Genomic DNA, 24342 nt, shown 5'->3' with positions numbered 1-24342 from the left:
TTTCTTTGTTCACATAAAACTAGTAGTAAATTAAAATAATATTTAAAATGAAAAATTTCTTTGTATTTGTATTCGTCACTTTATTTGTGATTAGTTGTTCAGATGATAATGGTTATGGTAATGACCAAGATCAAGGTTCAGATGATGACCAACCTGTAGCGGTTGAAAATTCGGTTAGATTATCCGTTGACCCGGACTTTGGAAATGTACTTACAAACTCCGAAGGGTTTACGTTGTATTTTTTCGCTCCTGATAGTAAAGGAGGTTCTAATTGTCTTAATGGCTGTGCCACAACATGGCCAGCTTTTGATGCAAGTGAACTTACTTTAGATGAAGGTTTGAGTGCGAATGATTTTGGCACCATTGCAAGAACCGATGGTGGAACACAAGTAACCTATAAGGGTTGGCCTTTATATCTTTTTGCCAACGATACCACAGCCGGTCAAATTAATGGAGATGGCTCCGGAGGCGTTTGGTTTGTTGCCAAACCAGATTATTCGGTAATGCTCACCCAGTCTCAATTAGTAGGTAGGGATTCTGATGGTAATGAAACCAACCTAAACAGTTCTTTTGAAGAGGGTGAAGGTAGCACGTTTTATATTACAGATGATAACGGGGTAACGCTGTATCATTTCAGTAACGATGAGAGTGGTACAAATAATTTCACAAATGCTGATTTGTCAAACAATGGGGTTTGGCCGATATTCCATACAGAATTACGTAATGTGCCAAGCGTATTGAATATTGACGATTTTGGTGCCATAGATGTTTTTGGAGAAGCGCAATTAACCTATAAGGGTTGGCCTTTATATAAATTTAGTGGAGATGAGAATAGGGGAGATAATTTTGGAGTTGGATTTCCTAGTGCAGGCGTATGGCCTATTCTCAACGAGAATACACAAAATGCACCTGAGCCTGAAAATGTAAATTCAGTTGAAACAACCTTTAGTGTATCTAATGTGGGTGCATCTGCTTATGTTTTTGACTTCACTGATATAGAGAACCCCGAACTTGAATTAACAAGGGGAAGCACTTACGAGTTTAACGTAAATAGTCCGGGTCATCCATTTATTATAAAATCAGTTTCCAGTACAGGTACCGAAAATAGTTTTAACGACGGCGTTACGAATAACGGCATAGCTGAAGGCACCATAACCTTTACGGTACCAGAAGATGCTCCTGATGTTCTGTTCTATAATTGTGAGTTCCATGCCTCTATGACCGGGAGAATTAGGATTGTTGACGCTGAAGAGACAACAGCTATGGACGTTACGAACAATGGAGCAGTTTCTTATATTTTTGCAGGAAGTGGTTTTGCAAATGACGAAAACCCAAATTTTACATTGCGTAGAGGAAGAACATATCAGTTCAATGTTAATACCCCAGGCCATCCTTTTCTTATAAAATTCGTTCAAAGCACTGGATCAGGTAATGCATTTGATGATGGCGTAACGAACAATGGTGCCTCAACAGGAACAATTACGTTTACCGTTCCGGCCGATGCTCCTGATACCCTATTTTATAACTGTGAATTTCATGGTACTATGACTGGCATTTTTGTCATCACAGATTAGTGTTCATAGATTTAGGTCCCCAGGTTTTCTTGGGGACTTATTAATTTTGAAAAGCACAAAATCTCATATTCTCTTGTAAATAGTAGTTTTAATGTCTTATTTTTAAGATGGGCACTATGAAAAGTAAAACTTCATTTTTCTTTCCTGTTATTTTTGCACTGTCATTTTTTTGTTTGGTAGCATGTAATGATTATTTGAATGATGATCTTACAGAGGTCTCATCAAAAAAAACATATACTATTGATAACTTAGCAGTTCAATTAAAATCGATTACCAAGAGTGATAGAGATGAGGTGATTTCTGTTGCAGGAATTGTGCATGAAGTCAATTCCATAAATAATAGGCCAACAATATTACTTAAAGGGAACGTTGAAGCGCAAATGCTCGTTATTTGTGATATGAATGCTAACCAATCAAAAAGAATAGAAAAAGTGAAAAAAGGAGACTCAATTTTAATTAAAGGAGTTTTTAAAGGGGTTTTAAAAGATGCCATTATGTTGAATTGCGTAATCGTTAATGGCAATTAATATGATGAGAGTAGTACTGATACTTTTATTTACTATGGCCAGCACTTTAAGTATTGACAATGGTGAAAAAATCATTGCAAGGCAGGGCAAGGTGTCTTTTTTTTCGCATACCTCTGTTGAGGATATTAAAGCCGAAAATAATCAGGTTTTTAGTATTGTAGATTTAGAAAAGGGTAAAGTCGCCGTGAGCATGCTCATGAATGCCTTTATTTTTGAGAAAGCCTTGATGAGAGAACATTTTAACGAAAGTTATATTGAATCGGATATTTATCCCAAGGCTACTTTTGAGGGTGAGATAATTGGTTTCGATAGTGCTATTAAAGGCGAACAGACTAGAATTATCAAAGGAATTTTCACTATGCATGGGGTGCCCAAAGAATTAGAAATAAAGACCAGAATAGAAAATAATGTCAGTGGCTATGTGATATCTGGTGAGTTCAATACCGATGTCAAAGATTATGATATCAATATTCCACCTTTATTGGCAGGTAATATTGCCAAAAGCATTACGATAAATTTTAGATTTGAATACAGGCCTTATGACGATTAGAATTATTCTTGTATTTGCAATAGCATTTACAACTGCTCAAAGTTTATGTGCACAAGATTTGTTGGGTATTCTAGAAGAAGAGCAGCAAAACGGTTCTAGTTTCGTTCCACCGACTTTTAAGATTACAAGAATAGCGATTGGTCATTCGACCGAAGTTAGGGGAAAGGGAATTCTTGAAGTTTCGGCGTTCAATCGTTTTTGGAACTTGCCATCTGATAGATCGCAAAGTTTTATTGCTGACAGAATGAGTTCGAGATTGGCATTGGAATATGGAATTTCCGATAGGCTGACCTTTGGTATGGGCGGAACTACTTTTGACGGCCTGTTTGATGGTCATTTCAAATATCGTGTCATGCAACGCGATAAAAATGGCAAAGGGTATCCTTTTTCACTTACGGTATTCCAAAATTTCAGATATGATAGCAGTGCATTTGCTAATCCGGATTTAGGAAGAAACTTTTCAGATAGAACTGCCTTCACTTCCCAGATTTTACTTTCAAAAAAAGTATCAAAAGATTTTTCTTTCCAAATTTCCCCCACATATATACATAGAGGGGAATCGGAATTTGAAAATGATCCAAATAATTTCTTTTCAATTGGTTTTGGCGCTCGTTATAGGCTTGGAAGTCACTTTAGTCTTGCCTCTGAGTATTACCATACCTTAAATCCTGTAGAATCAATCGAAACCTTTAATCCTTTTGCCATTGGTGTTAATTGGGAACTGGGTGATATTATGTTACAGTTTATGCTTACAAACGCACAATCTATAGTTGAAGATGCTTTCATTTTAAATACTAGGAATAATTTTAATTTTCGTAATCCCAACTTAAATTTTGGTTTTAACGCCACTTACGTCATTCATTTTAAGAATAGACTCAAAGATAAATAGCTAACTAGCGATGTAGTTTACTATTTGTTTATACTTTTCACATTCCTAATTGCTGCATCAATAGAATTTACTGTAGTATTTTTACAGAATGGAAGAATGGTACCATTACCTGCTTTTAATTGTTGTAGGTTTTGCAGTTGGCTTTATTAATACTGTTGCGGGCGGTGGTTCTTTACTTTCGCTACCGGTGCTTATCTTTCTTGGCTTGCCACCGGCTGTGGCTAATGGTACCAATCGCGTAGCGATAGTAGTCCAAACCGCTATGGCTACAGCGGGTTTTAAGAGTAAAGGGGTCAGTACATTTCCGTTCAATATGTATCTGGGCATATCGGCGCTTTTTGGTGCAATTATTGGTGCTAGAATAGCCGTAGATGTAGATGGTGAAGCTTTTAACAGAATACTGGCTATCGTAATGCTTTCCGTTGTGTTAATTATTATTTTTAAACCGAAAATTAAAGCTACCGATTTAGAAGAAAGACTGACCGGCAAGCATTTATGGTTAGGGATTGTAGTTTTTTTCTTTTTTGGTATTTACGGTGGTTTCATTAACGCTGGTTTAGGTTTTCTAATGCTCTTATTTTTAAATTTCGTCAATAGAATGACACTTGTTCGCGCCAATGCCACAAAAGTAGTGGTTGTATTTACCTATATGCTGTCCGCGTTGGTTGTTTTCGTTTTAAATGATAAAGTTATTTGGTTTGTTGGCTTTATATTGGCAATTGGAAACGGAAGTGGTGCATGGGTCGCGAGCCGCTTTTCCGTAAAAAAAGGAGATGGTTTTATTAAAACCTTTTTAGTGATTATGGTTACAATCATGGCAATCAAACTATGGTTCTTTACCTAAATTAGTAGTTAGCAGTCAGTTGAAAGAAGTTTTATGCCACAAACAAATAAATTTTTCTAGTTTCCATAAACCATAAACCATAAACCATAAACCATAAACCATAAACCATAAACCATAAACCATAAACCATAAACCATAAACCATAAACCATAAACCATTAATTATGCCCGGATTTGAATTATTTGGAGATAAAGAGAAAGCAGAAGTAGAAAAAGTACTTGATACCGGAGTATTGATGCGGTATGGCTTTGATGGTATGCGAAACGGACAATGGAAGGCCAAAGAATTGGAGGCTACTCTTGCTAATCGCATGGGTGTAGGCCATGTTCATTTATTGAGTAGTGGTACCGCGGCCCTAACGGTCGCCTTGGCAAGTGCTGGCATTGGAGCAGGAGATGAGGTTATTATGCCTACGTTTACTTTTGTAGCTAGTTTTGAGTCTATTTTGGCGATTGGAGCTATTCCGGTATTGGTTGATGTGGATGATACGCTCACTTTAGACCCTTGGGCCGTAGAACAAGCAATCACTGACAAAACTAAAGTGGTAATGCCCGTACATATGTGCGGTTCTATGGCAGATTTAGGTGCATTACAAGCTATTTGTCAAAAACATAAGTTACTGCTCTTAGAAGATGCCTGCCAAGCAATAGGCGGTAGTTATAATGGTAAGTCTTTAGGCAGTATTGGGGATTTGGGTTGTTTTTCTTTTGATTATGTAAAGACCATTACTTGCGGTGAAGGTGGTGCTATGATTACCAATAACAAAACATATTATGAGAACGCCCATAAATATTCAGATCACGGTCATGACCATATTGGTAATGATAGGGGAGCGGAGCAGCATCCATTTTTAGGGTACAATTTTCGGATTTCAGAATTGAATGCGGCAGTTGGGTGCGCCCAAATAACTAGACTGGACGAGTTTATTGAAATTCAAAAGAAACATTATACCATTCTTCGAAAAGCCCTGACAAAAGTTCCGCAGGTAACATTTAGGAGGGTTCCAGAAGGGGGAGTGGAGAATTATTCTTTTTTGAACTTTTTTCTTCCCACGCAAGAAATCACTCGAAAAGCGCATAAAATTTTAGATGAAAATGGAATCGATGCCTGTTTTTATTGGTTTGATAATAATTGGCATTATTATCGCAAATGGCAACATCTAACCAATTTAGAATCTTTAGGTAAGCTTCCTCTTGAAGTTGGACAAGGACTTCCTGATTACTCGAAAACTGACTTTTCACGCTCTGACCATTGGGTCGGTAGAACTATTTCTTGCTTGATAAAATTAAGTTGGACGGAAGAAGAAGCGGAAAAAAGAGCACAGAAAATGGCTTCTATTTTGCAAGAACTACTTTAATATTTTACGTATTCCACTATCTCCAAGCCATAGCCAACAATACCAACACGCTTGGTTTGCTCAGAATTCGTTAGTAGCCTTATTTTAGAAATATTTAAATCATGAAGAATTTGTGCTCCAATACCAAAATCCTTAGTGTCCATTTCAATTTTTGGAGCTTTAGTTATCCCACCTTCTTGTAGAGCTTTAAATTCTGTTAATCTGTTTAATAAATTGTTTGATTGATTTCCTTGGTTTATGAATACCATAGCGCTTTTTTCTTCAATATTTAACCTATCAAACATCATTTTTAATGTTTTATCTGGGTTTTTGGTCAAAGTCCCCAGAATATCATTGTTTACCAGAGTAGAGTTAATTCTTGTTAATATAGGTTCACCACTTTTCCATGTACCTCTTACAAGTGCCACGTGTATTTGATCATTTGTTGTTTGTTTGTACGCTCTCAAGCGAAACTGCCCAAACCTAGTAGTAATATCAAAAGCCTCTTTTCGTTCAATTAGGCTATCATGCTCCATTCTATATGCCACTAAATCTTCGATAGAAACTATCTTAAGATCAAATTTTTTGGCAACTTCCATAAGCTGGGGTAGTCTTGCCATACTACCATCCTCATTCATTATCTCAACAATTACCCCAGCGGGTTTTAACCCAGCCAATCTTGCAAAATCTATTGCCGCCTCTGTGTGTCCTGTACGACGTAATACACCGCCTTCTTTTGCTATTAAGGGAAAAATATGACCTGGTCTTGCTAAATCGTGAGGTTTCGTATCGACTTCGGTTAAAGCAATAACGGTTTTTGCGCGATCTGAAGCAGAAATACCGGTGCTTACTCCATTTCCTCTTAAATCTACAGAAACAGTAAATGCAGTTTCCAAAGGGTCGGTGTTATGTGTAACCATTTTACGAAGCCCGAGGTTTTTGCAGCGCCCTTCGGTTAATGGAGCACATATTAAACCTCTACCATGAGTTGCCATAAAATTTATAGTCTCTGGCGTAATTAATTCTGCAGCAGCTAAAAAATCCCCTTCATTTTCTCGGTTTTCATCATCTACTACGATGATTACCTTACCCTGTTGAATATCAGTAATAGCTTCTTCAATGGTGTTCAATTGAATTGTATGAGTTATGGTTTCGGTCATGTCTCTTTTTCTTGTTTCCTTTTGAATATCCCTTTAAATATATCTAAAATACCACCAATGCTCATTAATCCCCTATCGGCGGTAGCTCTTTTGGTTAAAAAGATACTTAAAGGTAGCATAATAAGAGTTGAAAGCCACGCGCCCAGAGCAGGATGCATTTCTCCCTTTTTCGCATAGTTATCGGCAAAAACACCGATAAAGTAGTAGGTTAAAAATAAAATTATAGCGATAACCATAGGTAGACCTAATCCACCTTTTCGAATGATAGCCCCAAGCGGAGCACCAACAAAAAAGAGAATAATACATGAAAAAGCCAAGGCAAACTTTTTGTGTAATGATAAAATATGGCGGTTATAGACCTCATAACGCTTATTTAGCTCAAGCTTTTTACCTTTTATGGTATTAATGATGTTCGTAACTGTATTTTTGGCATTACTGAACAGTTGTGAACGTTGCCATTCAGGTATTGCAGCGATTAGGTCATCAGTACTTTCTATGGAATCTAACTTTTTAGTTTTGTTACCTGGAGTCTTGGTATAATCTACAAGTGCTTTTTCTGCTGTAGAGTCTTTTTGTTTTATTGGGAAGGCCCCAATTCTCGAAGAAATACTTTTTGAAAAGGCATTCACCTGTTTTAGGTTATTAATTTTCAAAGAATCAATGTCTTTACTTAAGCGCGCAATATTCTTCATCTTGTCCGTAGTGATATCAGACTCTTCCTCAAGATTTTTATTGCTTAAGGCTGAAATATCAATATTTTTAATGTAGACTTCAAACTCTGATCTATTAAAAGGATGCTTTCTCTTGTCCTTAGCGTTTTTACTTTCAACCTCTTGGTAGTAATGTCCATCGTTTAAAACCAATTGAATTACATCTGATTCTTCACTACTGATCAACTCTCCTGTTTTGGCCTTAATTACTGTAGTGTTGATTTTGGTTTTAGACTTTTGGTGTATGACTACATTTTCTAAAAATTGATCGTTATCACCCGACTTCTTTTCTACTTTGATATTCATATCCGTGCCTTCAATATCACTAAAAACACCTTCTACAATAACGGCTGCAGGCTTGACCTTAGCGATATTACGGCGCATATTGAATATCTTTTGTTCTGAAGCTGGAATTACGGTATTTGCAAAGAAAAATGTGAAGCCACCAAGTAAAACCATAAATACTATGAGGCTTCGCATCGCTTTTTGCAACGATATGCCCGAAGCTTTCATGGCAGCGAACTCATAGTTTTCGGCGAAACTTCCGAAGGTTAGTATCGAAGAGAGCAGTACGGTTAATGGTAGCACTTTTTCGGTGAGGTTGGGCATTAAATAGAAAAGAAACTTACCTATTATCCAAATATCCAAATCTTTTCCGGCGAGGTCATCAATAAATAACCATACGGTTTGAAATATGAAGATGATCATCAGTATCACAAACGAACTGAAAAAATTATAAAGAAATCTCGATAAAATATATCGATCGATTATTGGCAACACACTCGTCTCATCTGTTGGTTAAACCTAAATTATAGGCCTGTTGAAGTTTTATAAAACACCTGAAGCTGAAAGACAACCTAGTTTCTTATAATATAATAACCTTCACTCTCATACTTGGCCTCATCAAAAGTAAACAAGCTTTTTGACAAGGGCTGATTGGTTTTGAAAGAATTAACGGTAATCGTTGTTTTGGTGCCGTTCTTTCCGGTTTCTATAAGTTTATAAATGTGTTTTGTTCCTGCATCAATACCTAATAAAATAGATTTGATTTCAGTATTGGTGTCAATAGGAATCAGTTTAATAAATTGAATTTTTCTTCCTTTTACATTTTGCAAGATATCCCACTGGTAATTGTGTCCCGTTTTATAAAAAGTAAGCATTTTAGAAGGGGTGACCGTATTTTCTTCTTCACTGGGGCTTTCTATAGTAACTTCTTCATTTTCTGGAACTACCGTATATACTTTGCTGCCATCGAACAGCTGTTTAGCGCCAAAAAGGTCTGCCAAGTATTTATCACCCATTAAAGTTACATTACCCTTTGTTTCTTGTTTAATGTTCGCTTCCGTATTTTCTAGTGAATAGTTAAAATCAATATAAATGTTGTCATATGAAGTAACATTAGTATATACCTCATCTAATAAAGTTTTTGCCTTTTCTGAGTTTTGCCCAAAAGAGGAAAAAGTTAAAGTGACTATTGAAAGTAGTGTTAGTGTTCTTTTAATCATGATATTAGTTTGTCTCATTTTGTAATAATTGATCTAATGCTAGCATGTCGGTCACCAATACTTGGCGTGCTTTGCTCCCTTCAAATGGGCCGACAATACCTGCTGCTTCTAACTGATCTATAATTCTTCCGGCTCTATTATAACCTAATTTAAGTTTTCTTTGGATTAAAGATGCTGAGCCTTGTTGCGCAATTACCACAACTTCCGCCGCTTCTCTAAACAATTTATCTCTATCCGAAATATCATAATCAATACTCGTGCCAGAGTCTTCACCAACATATTCAGGCAGTTCATGAGCACTTGGATATGCTCTTTGCGAACCAATATATTCTGTTATTTTTTCAACTTCCGGAGTGTCCACAAAAGCACATTGTATACGGGTCACATCATTACCTTGGGTGTACAGCATATCACCTCGCCCAATCAATTGGTCTGCACCTTGGGCGTCTAAAATGGTTCGAGAATCTATCTTAGAAGTAACCCTAAAGGCAATCCTAGCCGGGAAATTGGCTTTAATAATACCTGTGATAACATTTACTGAAGGACGTTGTGTCGCGATGATGAGATGGATACCGATGGCTCGAGCAAGTTGCGCTAATCGGGCAATAGGGGCTTCAACTTCTTTCCCCGCAGTCATGATCAGATCGGCAAATTCGTCAACCACCAATACAATATAGGGCAAGAATTTATGCCCGTCATTAGGATTTAACTTTCTTGCCTTAAACTTGGTATTATATTCTTTTATATTGCGCACCATGGCCAGTTTAAGCAACTCGTACCTATTATCCATTTCAATACAAAGCGAGTTTAATGTATTGATGACCTTTGTGTTGTCTGTGATTATAGCTTCTTCAGAATCAGGTAGTTTGGCTAAAAAGTGCCTCTCGATTTTATTAAAAAGCGTAAGCTCTACCTTTTTAGGGTCGACGAGTACAAACTTAATTTCTGCAGGATGTTTTTTGTATAGCAAAGAGGTGATGACCGCATTCAAACCAACCGATTTTCCTTGTCCAGTGGCACCTGCCATGAGAAGGTGGGGCATTTTAGCCAAATCAACCACAAAAGTCTCATTGCTTATGGTTTTACCGAAAGCGATAGGAAGTTGCATTTCGGCATTCTGAAATTTCTTTGAAGCAATCACGGAACGCATCGAAACTATAGTAGAATTTTTATTAGGCACCTCAATACCAATAGTACCTTTTCCTGGGATTGGAGCTATAATACGAATGCCCAATGCAGCTAATGAAAGCGCAATATCATCTTCAAGGTTTTTTATTTTTGAAATACGTATTCCAGCTTCTGGAACAATTTCGTAGAGTGTTACGGTAGGACCTATGGTAGCTTTAATCTGAGCAATACCGATCTTGTAGTTCTTTAGTGTATTTACAATCTTGTTCTTATTCTCTTCAAGCTCTTCTTGATTAATAGTGATTCCGCCAGTAACACCATGTTGGTCTAATAAATCTAGGGTAGGAAATTTGTATTTGCCCAATTCAAGTTTAGGATCGAATTCCCCAAAATCTTTAACCAGTTGATCCGCCTTTATGTCTTTTTCTTCTTTTTCTTCCGCAATCTTGCTAACTTCTAAGTCTATTTTTGGCTCTTCCTCAGATAAATTAACATCAAGGCCTGCCTCATTTCGTAAAGGTGGAATGTCTTTTTTATGGGTATATGTATCGATTTTAATTTCAGGTTCTTCCTCTAGCTTCAACTCAATAGGTTTTTCTTCAAATACTTCAGAAGATACATCCTTTTTAATTTCAGCTCTTTTGGCTCTGAAGTAATTGCCGATTGCTTCCGGTGAAAAATTAAAGAGACGGACCAAAATGGTGATCAAGGTGAAAATGAGAACTAAAAGAACACCGATCTTCCCAATATAATCTTGTAGAAAATCATTCATTTCATACCCGATCAATCCCCCTAAAAGAGGTTGACTGATTGCAAAAAAACCTAAGGCTATAGAAACCCAAATAACACCTAAAAGTCCCCAAATCCACTTGCTTAACAAGTTTTTAGATTCTAAGCCCAAAAATAAATACAAGCCTGTGATGGCAAGTAAAATAGGGAAAACAAAAGAGGCAAGGCCAAAACCTTGATACATGAAAAAATGGCTAATGGCCGCTCCAAATTTATTTAGCAAGTTAGCTGCTTCTGCATTTCTGTCCTTAAACTCCGTCAGTAAACTTTGATCAGCTTGCCAGGTAAAATAGTATGATATAAAAGAAAAGAAAAGGGCTATACTAAGCACGATCAAAAAACAACCAAGAATAACTTTGTTTTTTTTTGAAAGCTTAAAAGAGGATTTCTTTTGAGTTACGGCAGCTTTAGATTTTCTTCGTTTTTTGGCCATTAAATGGAGTTAATGAGGGCTAATTTACAAATTTACGATGCCAAGCATTGAAATAGTTGTTTCCCTAGAAGATTTTAGGAATATATATTAAAAGACCAATTACTGAAGCTAGTATGGACACAATCATCACGGCGCCTGCGGAAACATCTTTTATAAAACCAATTTTTTCATCATGCTCAGGTTGTACAAAATCAGAAAGTTTTTCTACAGCGGTATTCATACCTTCGATACCCATAACTAACCCAATAGCAAGGCATTGCAAAATCCATTCTGTTATGGAAATTTCAAAATAGAAGCCCGCCGCTGCTGTAATTAGAGCAATAACAAATTGTACTTTAATGCTTGCCTCGGTGCGTAAAAGAAGAAACATGCCTTTTAAAGCGAATCCTATACTTTTGATTCTATTGACAAAGAATGATTCCTTAGGCATCCATCAATGCTTCAAGTGCAGCTTTGTAATTTGGCTCATCGGCCGTCTCTTGAACCTGTTCTGTATGCACTATTGTGCCGTTGGCATCTAAAACTACGATGCATCTGGAATGCAGCCCGCTAAAAGCACCGTCACCGAACTCAAGACCATAATCCTTTCCGAAAGCCCCAGTTCTAAAATCGGAAAGCATCTCAACATTCTCAATACCTTCAGCACCACAAAAACGTTGCTGTGCAAACGGAAGGTCTCTAGAAATACATAAAACACTGGTATTTTCTAGCTCTGCGGCTTCTTCGTTGAATTGACGTACGGATTTGGCACAAGTACCGGTATCAACACTCGGAAAAATATTCATGACTACTTTTTTGCCTTTGTAATCGTTCAAGGTTGCCTCTGAAAGGTCAACTTTTGTAAGTGAGAAGTCTGGAGCAGATGTATTTTTTGATGGGAGTTCACCAATGGTTTTAACCGGTGTACCTCCTAATGAAATTGATGCCATTAAATTGTTTTTAAATTAAGGTTCGAAGTTAAGAAACTACTTTACCATAAGCAACAAAGGCAATAGGCTAAATTATTAGTTTGTACTTTGTAACTGCTTTATTTTGATTTTGAACGCGGCAAAAAGTAAGGTCATAAATGGACTCAGCCAATTGAAGATAGCATAAAGAAAATATTCGCCCACACCAACACCCAATACACCACTATGATAAGCCCCGCAGGTATTCCATGGCACAAGTACTGAAGTTACCGTTCCGGAATCTTCAAGGGTCCTGCTCAAGTTTTCAGGGGCCAAACCTCTTTCGGCAAATGCTTTCGAAAACATTTTTCCAGGAACAACGATTGCTAAATATTGGTCAGATGCAGTTACATTTAGTGCCAGACAGCTACCAACAGTACTTGCGAAAAGGCCAAATGTTGTTTTGGCCATGGCCAATAAAGATTTTGTTATGCGTTCTAAAGCGCCAATTCCATCCATGATACCACCAAAAACCATGGCACATACGATTAACCATATGGTACCTAACATTCCGGCCATTCCTCCGGAAGAGAATAAGTCATTAAGTGCTGGGTCGGTGGTCGCTATAGCCGTGTCAACCGTTATTGCGTTTAGAATTCCTTTATAACTGGACTCAAAATTTAAAGAATCTCCACCGCCAATTGTTGTTATAATTTCAGGTTGAAAAATAAGGGCAAAAACACCGCCCAGTAAGGTTCCTATAAGCAGTGCCAAAAGGGGAGGGGCTTTCTTCACAATCATAAAGATTACGGCCAAAGGCACGATAAATAACCATCCATTTATATTGAATGTTGCATCTATGGTGCCTAAAATGGCATCTGTATCTGCAACACCTGAAGTATCAATAGTAAACCCAAGAATAATAAAAACTATTAGGGTTACCGTAATTGTCGGCACAGTTGTCCAAGCCATGTATTTAATATGTGAGAATAACTCTCCACCTGCCATAGCAGGAGCTAGGTTGGTCGTGTCGCTGAGTGGAGATAATTTATCGCCAAAATAGGCTCCCGAGAGCACAGCTCCGGCTGTCATACCAAGAGAGATGCCCAATGCTTCACCTATACCGATCAAGGCGATACCGACTGTAGCAGCCGTGGTCCATGAGCTACCGGTCGCGACCGATATAATTGCACAAATAATAACACATGCTGCCAGAAAAATAGTAGGATTCAAAATTTGTAACCCATAATAAATCATCGCTGGTATAATACCGCTTACAAGCCATGTGCCGGAAAGTGCCCCGACCATTAAAAGAATAAGTAATGCCCCTGTGGTGGATTTTACATTTTCTGCGACTTCAGCCAGCATTTGTTTGTGGGAGACTTTATTGAAAAATCCAATAATAGCTGCAACGGCACCACCTAATAGAAGAATGAATTGATTGGAACCGCTCAGCGCATCATCTCCAAAAACATAGACATTATAGGCCAACATTGCTACAAGAATAAATACCGGTAGCAAGGCTTCCCAAATATTCAGTTCCTTATTTTCTATGATTTTTTCATCTTCACGATACTTAGCTTTCTTCTGCTTTTCAGTCATTCTTTTTGGTTTGGTAATCAGGTAATATTACAATTTTAGTGTCTTACCTGCAAACCATTTTTATGCCAATAGTGCTTCTTCTTTTAAGATACCCAATTTTACCATACAATTTTTCATAGTCTTATAAGTAGCTTGAATATCGTTATCCAATCCTATGGAAAAACGTATTAATCCGTCCGTCAGACCCATTTCTTCTTGTTCTTCTTGAGGTATTTCTGATGAAGTAGAACTGCCCGGGGCACTAAATAGCGTTTTATAAAAACCAAGACTCACGGCGAGGTAGCCTAAGTTTTCCCTTTGCATTAGTTCCATCAGTGCGTTTGCCATATCCAAGCTTCCAACATCTATGGTCATTAGCCCCCCATAGCCATATTCACTATTCATCTGGTTTGTGAAAGTAGTATGCCCCGAGTGGGAAGGCAAACCGGGATATACAACACGTAAACCTTCGCTTTCAAATTGTTTTGCCAAAAACATAGTATTCTGGCTATGTTTTTTCATACGAATATGTAAGGTGCGCATATTTTTTAATATTGATGCCGCTCTTAAACTATCAAGAGTGCTACCAAATAACATACCTGCACCATCGTTGACGTCTTTTAGTTGAAGGCAGAATTCTGTAGATGCACATACCGCCCCGGCTACACAATCACTTGTTCCATTAATAAATTTGGTCAAACTATGAATGACTACATTAGCTCCGAGTTGTGCCGCAGAAATACTAAGCGGAGAAAAGGTGTTATCGACCACCAAGGGGATATTGTTCTTTTTGGCCAGCCTAGAAAGTGCTGCGATATTGGCTACTTCTAAAAGCGGATTACTGACCGCTTCGCAATAAATCATTTTGGTTTTTGGCGTAATACTGTTTTCTACAATTTCTAAGTCGGTAATGTCAACAAAAGAAGTACTAAGGTCGAACTTCTTTAAAAAGTTCTTCATGAAAGCATATGTTCCACCATAGATGGTTCTGCTGCTTACAATATGGTCACCAGCATCACAAAGTTGCATAATCACGGCGCTTATCGCTCCCATACCACTGGCATAAACATTGGCGGATTCAGTTCCTTCAAGTGCAGCCAATGCCTCGCCTAAGTAAAGATTGGAAGGGGAGGAGTGACGACTATATAGGTAACAGCCTTCGGTATTGCCTTCAAAAGTATCGAACATTGTTTTTGCCGATAAAAAAGTATAAGTAGACGAGTCCGATATTGATGGATTAACTCCACCAAATTCGCCAAAATACTGTAAGTCCTGAATTTTTTCTGCTCCCTTGCGATTCATAATTCTAAATTTAAACCACTAAAGTATTTGTAATTAGAAAATAAATCAATAATAATGTCATTATATAGAAAATAAATCATTTAAACTTAATTTTTATAGAATTTAAATCTAAAAATAGTATTTTTAGGAGTTGAAAAAAGAAAAGAATTCGGAATGGATTTAGATAGTATAGATAAAAAGCTATTGACCTTATTGCAAGAGGATAGCAAAAAGACCACCAAGCAATATGCTCTAGCTTTAAACTTGTCTACGACAGCGGTTTACGAGCGCATAAGAAAACTAGAACGTGAAGCTGTTATTACCAAATATGTGGCGCTTGTCGACACTAAAAAAATAAATAGAAGTTTTACGGTATTATGTCATGTAAAGTTATCACAACACACGAAAGACAATATTCTTAGGTTTGAGCGTCAAGTACAAGAGTTAGAGGAAGTTTCAGAATGTAACCATGTAAGTGGTGATTATGATTATATACTTACAATACATGTTTCAGATATGGTTGCATATCGCGAGTTTATGATAAACAAATTAACGGTGATTGACCAAATTGGTAGTACGCAGAGTTCTTTTGTAATCAATCCGGTTAAGAAGTCTACTGCAATATTTATCTAATATTTAACCTAAATTGCTGTTAAAGCTAGTGAAATCATGAGTTGAAGTTTTTAATTTGAGAATCAATCAAAAAACAAATCATCTCATGTCTTCAAAAAACAAGCGCTTGTTGTGCGCATTGGCTACCGTTTTTGGTGGTTTTTCGTTGTTGTTGTTTACAACAATTACCAAAGATATTCTATTCAAGAACCTTAGTCTTTGTTCTTCAACAGGTCTAGAGCTGGTATTTGGCAGCTTTACTATGTTTACAGCTGCTGTTACGGCAGGGTTTATTACCTCACTTATCGTAGTTCGAAAAACACATTTGCCCCATATTCTTTTATCTTTAGGGGTTCTGGCAAAAATGTCGATAATGGCAAATTGCTCTTACCTAACGGGTGCTTTCCTTTTTGAGCTAGGCGTAAATTCGTCATTGATTCTGGGATTATGGTTAGGAAATTATAGTGCTTTAAAGTTTCCTTTGGCCCCTGTTTCGTAATCACTTCTTAACGAAAAAAACATTCGTATTTTTGTGGTCCGTTTATGTTAATCAAATTTGAAATTCATTTTTACACCATAAAAATATGAGTCAGTATGATGTGGCCGTTATCGGTTCTGGACCTGGAGGTTATGTAGCAGCAATTAGATGTGCCCAATTGGGTATGAAAACTGCAATTATAGAAAAATATGCTACCCTTGGCGGTACCTGCCTTAACGTAGGTTGTATTCCTTCAAAGGCCTTGCTGGATTCATCGCACCATTATGAAGATGCGGTAAAACATTTTGAAGAGCATGGTATTGAAATTCCCGGAGAGGTAAAAATCAACCTTGAGAAAATGATTGGTCGTAAGCAGGCGGTTGTTGACCAAACTACTAAGGGAATTGAGTTTTTAATGAGCAAAAACAAGATTGATGTTTTTCAAGGATTAGGTAGTTTTAAAGACGCTACTCATATTGAAATAGCAAAGTCAGATGGCAAGAAGGAAACTATAGAAGCTAAAAACACCATTATTGCAACTGGTTCTAAACCTTCGACATTGCCTTTTATTAAAATTGACAAGGAGCGAATTATTACATCTACCGAAGCTTTATCGTTAAAAGAGATTCCTAAACATATGGTGGTTATTGGCGGAGGGGTTATCGGTTTAGAGCTTGGTCAAGTTTATAAGCGACTTGGCGCAGATGTTACCGTTGTTGAATATATGGACAGAATTATACCAGGAATGGATGCCGCACTTTCAAAAGAACTTATGAAAGTGATGAAAAAGCAAAAGGTGAAATTCAATCTTTCGCATAAGGTGAAATCTGTTGAACGTAAAGGAGATGAAGTTATAATCAAAGTTGATGACAAAAAGGGCCAAGAGGTTGAATTTAAGGCTGATTACTGTTTGGTTTCGGTCGGGAGACGTCCATACACTGATGGATTGAATGCCAAAGCTGCTGGAGTCAATTTAGACGAAAGAGGAAGAATAGCGGTAAACGAGCATCTTCAGACCAACGTGCCTAATATATATGCAATTGGTGATGTCGTTCGGGGTGCAATGCTTGCCCATAAGGCTGAAGAAGAAGGAACTTTGGTCGCCGAGGTTTTGGCCGGCCAAAAACCACATATCAATTATAATCTTATACCTGGCGTGGTGTACACTTGGCCAGAAGTTGCTGCGGTTGGTAAAACTGAAGAGGAACTGAAAGAAGCAGGGATCGCTTATAAATCTGGTCAGTTTCCTATGCGCGCCTTAGGTAGGGCTAGAGCCAGCATGGATATTGATGGTTTTGTAAAAATATTGGCAGATGCCAAAACCGACGAGGTTTTAGGTGTTCACATGATCGGGGCACGTTGCGCAGATTTAATAACCGAAGCGGTTACCGCAATGGAGTTTAGGGCTTCAGCGGAGGATATCGCTAGAATGAGCCACGCGCACCCTACCTACGCAGAAGCGGTAAAAGAAGCAGCTCTGGCGGCAACCGATAATCGCGCTTTACACGTGTAGTTTTATTGATTATGATTAACCTCTAGTTCTTGAAAGAAGACTACGAAGTTTGAATAATAAATTTTTCGAACTGGAATAAGCAGCTGTTAAAAGAGAAGACGTTTCTCTTTTGAGCGAATTGGTCATAAAACCTAATTGATACTTTATTTCTGTTTCATGTTTTGCATATTTTAGAGCAAGAAATGTACAGGCAAGCATAAAGGCAACTGCTCCAAATACTACTGTAAAAGGATCTAGGGAGTGATGCAAGAAGCGATACAGTCCAAGGCCCGTAAAGCTTCCATATAGAATAACAAAATGTATTACATAAATGCTCAGGGTGTTCGCGCCAACTTTTAGTATGGTTTTATTCGTCATCATACCTCTAAAAATCATGAAAATAGCGAATACTATGAATACATCTCCGAGACGAATAAATAGATAATTGTTTAGTTCAATACGTTTGAATAGCTCGATTCCTGTTTGCTCAAAAAGAAAAACAAATGCATCTGAAGAAGTAAAAATCAAAAGCAGACCTAAAACAGCGGCTATTGAAATAGCTTTTGGGTAAAAACGCTTTACTTCTTTGAACTTTAAGAATAAAATGGATATAAACCCACCCAATGTCGTATAACCTAACCAAGGTATTATGGTAAACACGGAACCATTTGACTTAGTAAAATAATTAGCGATTGCATCTGGTAAGAAAGCGAATGTCCATCGTTTGTAAATAGGTTCGAACAAGAACAATATCAAGGTGATGCCAAACAAAATAGCGGGAAATAAATAAGCGTTTTTCTTGGATGACAAGAGGTAGATGCCAATAATCGCTATTAGCGATAGCCCAATACAATGCAATACGTCTACTAAATAAAATGCATCGTAAACCTCCCCAACGAAGAGCCCAAAAAGATTTAATCTTAGTAAATAACCGATGCATATGAGCTGTAGTCCTCTTTTTAAGCCCTTTTTAATTCTTGGGTTCTGCAAACCATCACCTTTGGCTCTAATCAAGAGATAGGTGAAGATGAATCCGGATACCGTAAAGAAAACGGGTGCAGTAATGCCTCTAAAATAGCGCCATGTTGTATAGAATAGATTATTAGGATCTCTAAACAAGGTATCTAAAAGTCCATCAATAAAATGGCCTTGGAGCATCATTAAAATGGCCCAAGCTCTCATGGCATCGATAAAAAAAAGTCTATTTGAGTTTGCTTTCATCTTTACGATTGACATCCTATATACTTGCAAAACAGCTATTTCGGATGTTTTGCGTTGCAAAATTAACCAAAATAAGACCAAAAGAACTGTTTTTGCGGTATTTTAGCTGAATAACAATAGATTTGTATTTATGGCTAAGATTTTGGCATTTGCTGGCAGCAATTCTTCAACATCCATCAACTATAAGCTTGTAAAATATACTGTTTCATTAATCGAAGAGCACCAAATTCAGAAAGTGAACATGGCAAAGCTACCTTTTCCCATGTATAGTTCAGATTATGAGAAAAAACATGGATATTCGAATTCACTAGTAGAACTTAAGGGAGATATTGAAAAAGCAGATGGTGTGATACTTTCAGTAAATGAGCATAATAGTAATCCCTCGGCCTTTTTTAAGAACGTGTTAGATTGGTTATCTCGTGTAGATAGAAATTTTTTGAACGGCACTAAGGTGCTACTTATGGCGACCTCTCCCGGCAAAGGCGGAGCAAAATACGCTTTGGAAGTTATCAATCAAATGTTACCAAGATTTGGAGCAGAAATTATAGTAACTTATTCGTTACCTAGTTTTTCTGAGAATTTTGATGAAGAAAAAGGAATATTAGATTCAGAATTAGCTGCAATGCACACTTCGGCAATACAAAACTTTTTAGCCTCACTTTAAAACGACTTCCATTTGCGTAAAACGCATACTTTTTCGGTTACAGATACTGCAAAATTCAAGAAAAACCTTCTTTTTTGGTCTAAAACATATGAAGAAGTTGTTTTTCTTGACAGCAATTCACACGAAGACGAGTATAGTTCTTTTGATGCATTATTAGCAGTTGATGCAAACTATGTATTAAGTTCTAATTCAAATTCGTTTAACAAACTCAAGCTTGCGCAAGAAGAGAAGAAAGATTGGTTGTTCGGCTACCTGTCTTATGATTTAAAAAATGAGTTAGAGAGCTTAGAATCAAATAATTATGATGGACTATCTTTTCCCCAACTTTATTTTTTTCAGCCTAAAAGGCTTATCCTCTTAAAGGATAATACTGTTCAATTTCTTTATGTAGAAAGTATTTCAGACCAGATAGAAAGGGATTTTAATACGATTCTCAATTTCATTCCAGAAAAGGAAGATGATGGAAAAACCAATATTAAAATTAGAATGCGTATCCATAAAGATGCTTATCATAAAAAAGCCAATATGTTTTTGAAACATATTCAACTTGGCGATATCTATGAAGCTAATTTTTGTCAAGAGTTTTATGCAGAGGATACAGCAATTGAACCAACAGCTACTTTTTTAAGGTTAAATGACATTTCTGCCCCGCCCTTTGCGAGTTTTTTGAGGTTTAATAACAACTACCTGCTATCTGCATCACCTGAGCGATATATAAAGAAGATAGGTAGTAAAGTAATATCTCAACCTATAAAAGGTACCGCTGCGCGTTGTGATGATAGCACGAAAGATAATATGCTTAAGATAAATTTGGAAAAAGACCCCAAAGAGCGTTCTGAGAATATTATGATTACAGATTTGGTCCGAAATGATTTGTCAATATTGGCTAAAAAAGGGACAGTTAAAGTAGCCGAGCTGTGCAAAGTGTATTCTTTTAAACAGGTTCATCAAATGATTTCAACGATTACTGCTGTTTTAGATGAGCATGTAAACCCAGTAGAGCTCATAAAAACTACGTTTCCTATGGGGAGTATGACCGGAGCGCCTAAAATTGCGGCCTTAGAAATTATTGAAAGGTTAGAAGAAACCAAAAGAGGACTATATAGCGGTGCAGTTGGGTATTTTACTCCTGATGGTAACTTTGACTTTAATGTTGTTATTAGAAGTATTCTTTATAACAGTGCCAAGCGTTACGTTTCTTACTCTGTTGGAAGTGCGATTACGGCAAAATCAGAACCTGAAAAAGAATATCAAGAATGCTTGCTTAAGGCTAAGGCCATGCGAAAGGTACTTGAAAGCAATTGATATGCTTAATTTTGAATTGTGTTAGCAAACTTTAAATCACATATCGAGCTTACTTTTCCTTTTTTAAAAGAAACCAAATTACTATTGGCGTGCAGCGGTGGATTGGATAGTGTAGTGCTCTCTTACTTATTGCGTGAATTGAATTTCGATTTTGCATTGGTGCATTGCAACTTTAACTTAAGAGGAGATGAAAGTAATCAAGATATGGAGTTTGTAGAGAAGCTGGCCGTTCAGCTTATGGTCCCTTTTTATTCTAAAAGCTTTGATACCGAATACGAAATGCAACAAAGAGGTGGCTCCGTTCAAATGGTGGCAAGAAACCTGCGTTATGAATGGTTTCAAGACCTATTGAAAACTGAGGGCTATGAGTATGTAATAACGGCCCATCACGCTGATGACGCCTTGGAGACTTTTTTAATAAACTTATCTCGCGGAACAGGCATAGATGGTTTAACGGGTATTCCCCATCAAAATGAAAAAATAATTCGGCCTTTGCTGCCCTTTTCGCAATCTGAAATAGTGCAATATGCATCTTCAAATGAGATTAAATGGAGGGAAGATAGCAGTAATGCCAGCACCAAATATTTAAGAAATCAAATCAGGCATAAGATTGTGCCAGAGTTAAAAGAAACAAATACTAATTTTTTAAACAATTTTTTAAGCACCCAAGATAAGCTTCTAGATTCGTCTTCAATTCTAGATGATGTCAAGGTAAAATTGCAAAAGGATTTGTTTTTAAAGGAGGATGATAAAATCAAGGTCCACATCGAAAAATTGAATAAATTAAGGCCATTAAGGGCATACTTGCATTTATTGTTCAATGAATTTGGATTTACCGCATGGAAAGATGTACAGCACCTTTTGCAAGCTAGTAGCGGAAAAGAAATCGTATCGGAAGACTTTCGATTACTAAAAGATAGAAAGCATCTTTTTTTGACTCCAATTAGAAATGAAGACCTGAAAAGTTACTTGATTCCGTCTTTCGCGAATTCAACTGAGATCCCGTTAAAACTAGAAATTGAAGAAGTTTCAAGTCTTTCCGAAACGGGCAAGAATATTCTGTATGCCGATATGGAAAAGTTAAAATTACCGTTATTGTTAAGGAAGTGGAAAAATGGCGACTATTTTTATCCTTTAGGTATGAATGGCAAAAAGAAGTTGTCGAAGTACTTTAAAGACGAAAAAGTAAATCTCTTGGCCAAAAATGAGCAATGGCTATTAAGTTCTAATGAAAACATCGTTTGGGTGATTGGCAGAAGAGCCGATGAAAGATTCAAAGTCACGCCCAAAACAAAACGAATAGTAAAAATTACATGGCACAGTTAAAAAGATTAAGTGTTTTTATAGTACTGTTTATTTCTGGTTTAGCTTTTGCACAATCGGATGATACTCCTTCGATTTGGAACCATGAGGTAAAGAAAATATCAGACACGGAATATGAGCTCATATTTTCAGCGGATATTTATAAAGAATGGTATATCTACTCGCTTTATACTGCCGAAGGAGGTTCAATGCCAAGTGAGTTTGATTTTATAGGTGCTGGTGTTGATTATGAACTTATTGGAACAACGGTAGAAGGCAAGACCTATAAAAAATATACTGAGGTATTTGATGTCGAAGAAACATTTTTTAAAGAGAAAGCGCTTTTTAAGCAAAGAATACGACTCCTTAAACCCGATTTAAAGCAAATTTCGATAACTCTTAATTATCAGATTTGCAAAACCGTGTGTCTGTTACAACAAGAGGTATTTGAAATTTCTTTAGATGGAAATACATTTATTGCCAGCGAACAGAAGCTTGATGCACGTAGCTTAGCAATGACGAATGCTCTAAAACTTGATTTAAAGAATAAGGAGATTTTAAATTCCGGCAATGAAAATGGTTCCTCATCCGAGTCTGGGGTTTGGATGGTTTTTGGACTCGGCTTTTTAGGCGGATTAATAGCACTGTTGACACCATGTGTTTTCCCACTTATACCCTTAACGGTTTCTTATTTTACCAAACAGTCTAAAAACAAGTCAAAAGGAATAACAAATGCCGTATTGTACGGTTTCTTCATTGTATTGATTTATTTTCTGCTGAGCTTACCCTTTCATTTATTTGATTCCGTAGATTCTCAAATACTAAACACTATAGCAACCAACATTTGGCTTAACATATTTTTCTTTATAATTTTTGTGTTTTTTGCCTTTTCGTTTTTCGGGTATTATGAACTTACTTTACCCAGTTCTTGGGCAAATAAAATGGACGCCGCTTCTACTAAGGTTGGTGGTATTTTCGGAATCTTTTTTATGGCCTTGACCTTGGCCATAGTTTCATTTTCGTGCACAGGGCCTATTCTAGGAGGTCTTTTAGGAAGCACAGCTCTTGCACAAGGAAGCGTTGCTACAAATCTTTCTTTTGGTATGACTGGCTTCGGTTTGGCTTTGGCATTGCCATTTGCCCTTTTTGCTTTATTTCCGGCATGGTTGAATTCGCTGCCCAAATCTGGTGGATGGATGACAACTGTAAAAGTGGTTCTTGGCTTTTTAGAATTGGCACTGGCCTTTAAGTTCTTATCGAACGCCGATTTAGTAGGTAATTGGGGAATTTTCAAGAGAGAGATTTTCTTGGGAATATGGATTGTACTATTTGTTTTACTAACACTATACCTTTTTGGGGTTTTTCGTTTCCCTCATGATGGACCAAAACAAAAATTAAAAATAGGAAGAAAGCTGACAGGATTGTTAAGTGCTGCATTTGCGCTATTTTTAATACTGGGTCTTTTCAATATGGCCAGTTTAAAACTATTGAGTGGTTTTCCTCCCCCAGATTTTTATAGTATAAATGAAACGGAATCCGACTGTCCTTTAGGATTGGACTGTTTTAAGGATTTTGAGGAGGGCCTGGCTTACGCAAAAGCTAACGAAAAGCCAATACTCCTAGATTTTACAGGCTGGGCCTGCGTTAACTGTCGCAAGATGGAAGAAAATGTTTGGAGTGATTCTAGAATATATACTTTATTGAAAGAAGATTTTGTATTGATTTCTTTATACGTAGATGATAGGAAGGAGCTTGCAAAAGAACAACAGTTTGATTTTCAATATACACCGGGCCGAATAAAAGCTATAGAAACTGTAGGGCAGAAGTGGGGCACTTTTCAGACGATTAATTTCAACGCCGCATCACAACCATATTACGTTTTACTTTCTCCAGATTTAGAAGTTTTAAATTCTGCAATCCAATACACTGATATTGAAACTTATGAGTCTTGGTTGAAAATAGGCATTTACAATTTTAATGAATAATATAACTTTTATTGGTATTTCAGCAGGTTTCAAGCGATAAAAACTTGTTTTAGATAAAAAACCATGCTTTTTCGTATATTCCTCTATGC

22 protein-coding genes are annotated in these 24342 nt (G+C 37.0%); 13 read left to right on the top strand and 9 right to left on the bottom strand.

Annotated features, from left to right (window positions below):
* Positions 1 to 47: 47 nt before the first annotated feature.
* From ACFSQJ_RS07235 to ACFSQJ_RS07210, 6 genes are all read left to right on the top strand, one after another.
* Positions 48 to 1574, top strand: a complete 1527-nt coding sequence (locus ACFSQJ_RS07235) for a hypothetical protein (protein WP_377766298.1) — start codon at positions 48 to 50, stop codon at positions 1572 to 1574.
* A 116-nt stretch (positions 1575 to 1690) separates the two neighbouring features.
* Positions 1691 to 2101, top strand: coding sequence for an OB-fold protein (locus ACFSQJ_RS07230; RefSeq protein ID WP_377766297.1), 411 nt, complete (start codon positions 1691 to 1693; stop codon positions 2099 to 2101).
* A 1-nt stretch (position 2102) separates the two neighbouring features.
* On the top strand, positions 2103 to 2651 hold the full coding sequence (locus tag ACFSQJ_RS07225) for a YceI family protein (RefSeq protein ID WP_377766296.1): 549 nt from the start codon (positions 2103 to 2105) through the stop codon (positions 2649 to 2651).
* On the top strand, positions 2641 to 3540 hold the full coding sequence (locus ACFSQJ_RS07220; RefSeq protein ID WP_377766295.1) for a DUF5777 family beta-barrel protein: 900 nt from the start codon (positions 2641 to 2643) through the stop codon (positions 3538 to 3540). The genes ACFSQJ_RS07225 and ACFSQJ_RS07220 overlap by 11 nt, the downstream gene beginning before the upstream one ends.
* A gap of 88 nt (positions 3541 to 3628) precedes the next feature.
* Entirely contained in the window at positions 3629 to 4384 is a 756-nt protein-coding gene (locus ACFSQJ_RS07215) for a sulfite exporter TauE/SafE family protein (protein ID WP_377766294.1), read from the top strand.
* A 163-nt stretch (positions 4385 to 4547) separates the two neighbouring features.
* A complete protein-coding gene (locus ACFSQJ_RS07210; protein WP_377766293.1) occupies positions 4548 to 5741 on the top strand; it encodes a DegT/DnrJ/EryC1/StrS family aminotransferase in 1194 nt (397 codons plus the stop codon).
* On the opposite strand, the gene ribB is transcribed toward ACFSQJ_RS07210, so the two are convergent.
* From ribB to ACFSQJ_RS07170, 8 genes are all read right to left on the bottom strand, one after another.
* A complete protein-coding gene (gene ribB, locus ACFSQJ_RS07205; protein ID WP_377766292.1) occupies positions 5738 to 6880 on the bottom strand; it encodes a 3,4-dihydroxy-2-butanone-4-phosphate synthase in 1143 nt (380 codons plus the stop codon). The genes ACFSQJ_RS07210 and ribB overlap by 4 nt on opposite strands.
* Positions 6877 to 8298, bottom strand: coding sequence for an LptF/LptG family permease (locus tag ACFSQJ_RS07200; RefSeq protein ID WP_377766291.1), 1422 nt, complete (start codon positions 8296 to 8298; stop codon positions 6877 to 6879). The genes ribB and ACFSQJ_RS07200 overlap by 4 nt, the downstream gene beginning before the upstream one ends.
* A gap of 149 nt (positions 8299 to 8447) precedes the next feature.
* Positions 8448 to 9095, bottom strand: coding sequence for a LolA family protein (locus tag ACFSQJ_RS07195; RefSeq protein WP_377766290.1), 648 nt, complete (start codon positions 9093 to 9095; stop codon positions 8448 to 8450).
* 4 nt (positions 9096 to 9099) lie between these two features.
* Positions 9100 to 11445: a DNA translocase FtsK gene (locus tag ACFSQJ_RS07190; protein ID WP_377766289.1), complete on the bottom strand. Its 2346-nt coding sequence runs from the start codon at positions 11443 to 11445 to the stop codon at positions 9100 to 9102.
* Positions 11446 to 11509: 64 nt separating this feature from the next.
* On the bottom strand, positions 11510 to 11875 hold the full coding sequence (locus ACFSQJ_RS07185; RefSeq protein WP_377766288.1) for a diacylglycerol kinase family protein: 366 nt from the start codon (positions 11873 to 11875) through the stop codon (positions 11510 to 11512).
* Positions 11868 to 12374, bottom strand: coding sequence for a thiol peroxidase (gene tpx / locus ACFSQJ_RS07180; RefSeq protein ID WP_377766287.1), 507 nt, complete (start codon positions 12372 to 12374; stop codon positions 11868 to 11870). The genes ACFSQJ_RS07185 and tpx overlap by 8 nt, the downstream gene beginning before the upstream one ends.
* Positions 12375 to 12449: 75 nt before the next feature.
* Positions 12450 to 13934, bottom strand: a complete 1485-nt coding sequence (nhaC, locus tag ACFSQJ_RS07175) for a Na+/H+ antiporter NhaC (protein WP_377766286.1) — start codon at positions 13932 to 13934, stop codon at positions 12450 to 12452.
* 60 nt (positions 13935 to 13994) lie between these two features.
* Positions 13995 to 15215 carry an aminotransferase class I/II-fold pyridoxal phosphate-dependent enzyme gene (locus tag ACFSQJ_RS07170; protein ID WP_377766285.1) on the bottom strand — a complete coding sequence of 407 codons (1221 nt, stop codon included), beginning with the start codon at positions 15213 to 15215 and terminating at the stop codon, positions 13995 to 13997.
* 153 nt (positions 15216 to 15368) lie between these two features.
* Between ACFSQJ_RS07170 and ACFSQJ_RS07165 the strand changes: the two genes are divergently transcribed.
* From ACFSQJ_RS07165 to lpdA, 3 genes are all read left to right on the top strand, one after another.
* Positions 15369 to 15827 (top strand): Lrp/AsnC family transcriptional regulator, encoded by a 459-nt coding sequence (locus tag ACFSQJ_RS07165; protein ID WP_377766284.1) that lies wholly within the window; start codon positions 15369 to 15371, stop codon positions 15825 to 15827.
* Positions 15828 to 15912: 85 nt separating this feature from the next.
* On the top strand, positions 15913 to 16305 hold the full coding sequence (locus ACFSQJ_RS07160) for a hypothetical protein (RefSeq protein WP_377766283.1): 393 nt from the start codon (positions 15913 to 15915) through the stop codon (positions 16303 to 16305).
* Positions 16306 to 16390: 85 nt separating this feature from the next.
* Positions 16391 to 17797, top strand: a complete 1407-nt coding sequence (lpdA, locus tag ACFSQJ_RS07155) for a dihydrolipoyl dehydrogenase (protein WP_377766282.1) — start codon at positions 16391 to 16393, stop codon at positions 17795 to 17797.
* 15 nt (positions 17798 to 17812) lie between these two features.
* On the opposite strand, the gene ACFSQJ_RS07150 is transcribed toward lpdA, so the two are convergent.
* Positions 17813 to 18997 carry an acyltransferase family protein gene (locus ACFSQJ_RS07150; protein WP_377766281.1) on the bottom strand — a complete coding sequence of 395 codons (1185 nt, stop codon included), beginning with the start codon at positions 18995 to 18997 and terminating at the stop codon, positions 17813 to 17815.
* 130 nt (positions 18998 to 19127) lie between these two features.
* On the opposite strand from ACFSQJ_RS07150, the gene ACFSQJ_RS07145 reads away from it, so the two are divergent.
* The 4 genes from ACFSQJ_RS07145 to ACFSQJ_RS07130 are packed head-to-tail and all read left to right on the top strand — an operon-like array spanning position 19128 to position 24253.
* Positions 19128 to 19661: an NADPH-dependent FMN reductase gene (locus ACFSQJ_RS07145; protein WP_377766280.1), complete on the top strand. Its 534-nt coding sequence runs from the start codon at positions 19128 to 19130 to the stop codon at positions 19659 to 19661.
* A gap of 12 nt (positions 19662 to 19673) precedes the next feature.
* The gene (locus ACFSQJ_RS07140) at positions 19674 to 20966 is read left to right on the top strand and encodes an anthranilate synthase component I family protein (protein ID WP_377766279.1); all 1293 of its coding nucleotides are present in this window, start codon (positions 19674 to 19676) and stop codon (positions 20964 to 20966) included.
* A gap of 18 nt (positions 20967 to 20984) precedes the next feature.
* Complete coding sequence (gene tilS / locus ACFSQJ_RS07135; protein WP_377766278.1) at positions 20985 to 22292, top strand: tRNA lysidine(34) synthetase TilS; 1308 nt, start codon at positions 20985 to 20987, stop codon at positions 22290 to 22292.
* The gene (locus tag ACFSQJ_RS07130) at positions 22280 to 24253 is read left to right on the top strand and encodes a protein-disulfide reductase DsbD family protein (protein WP_377766277.1); all 1974 of its coding nucleotides are present in this window, start codon (positions 22280 to 22282) and stop codon (positions 24251 to 24253) included. The genes tilS and ACFSQJ_RS07130 overlap by 13 nt, the downstream gene beginning before the upstream one ends.
* Positions 24254 to 24342 lie beyond the last annotated feature (89 nt).

Origin of the sequence: Croceitalea marina, assembly GCF_042684265.1 — a bacterium.
Classification (GTDB): domain Bacteria; phylum Bacteroidota; class Bacteroidia; order Flavobacteriales; family Flavobacteriaceae; genus Croceitalea; species Croceitalea marina.
Note: the sequence above shows the minus strand (reverse complement) of the source record. Positions and strands in the feature narration are given on the sequence as shown.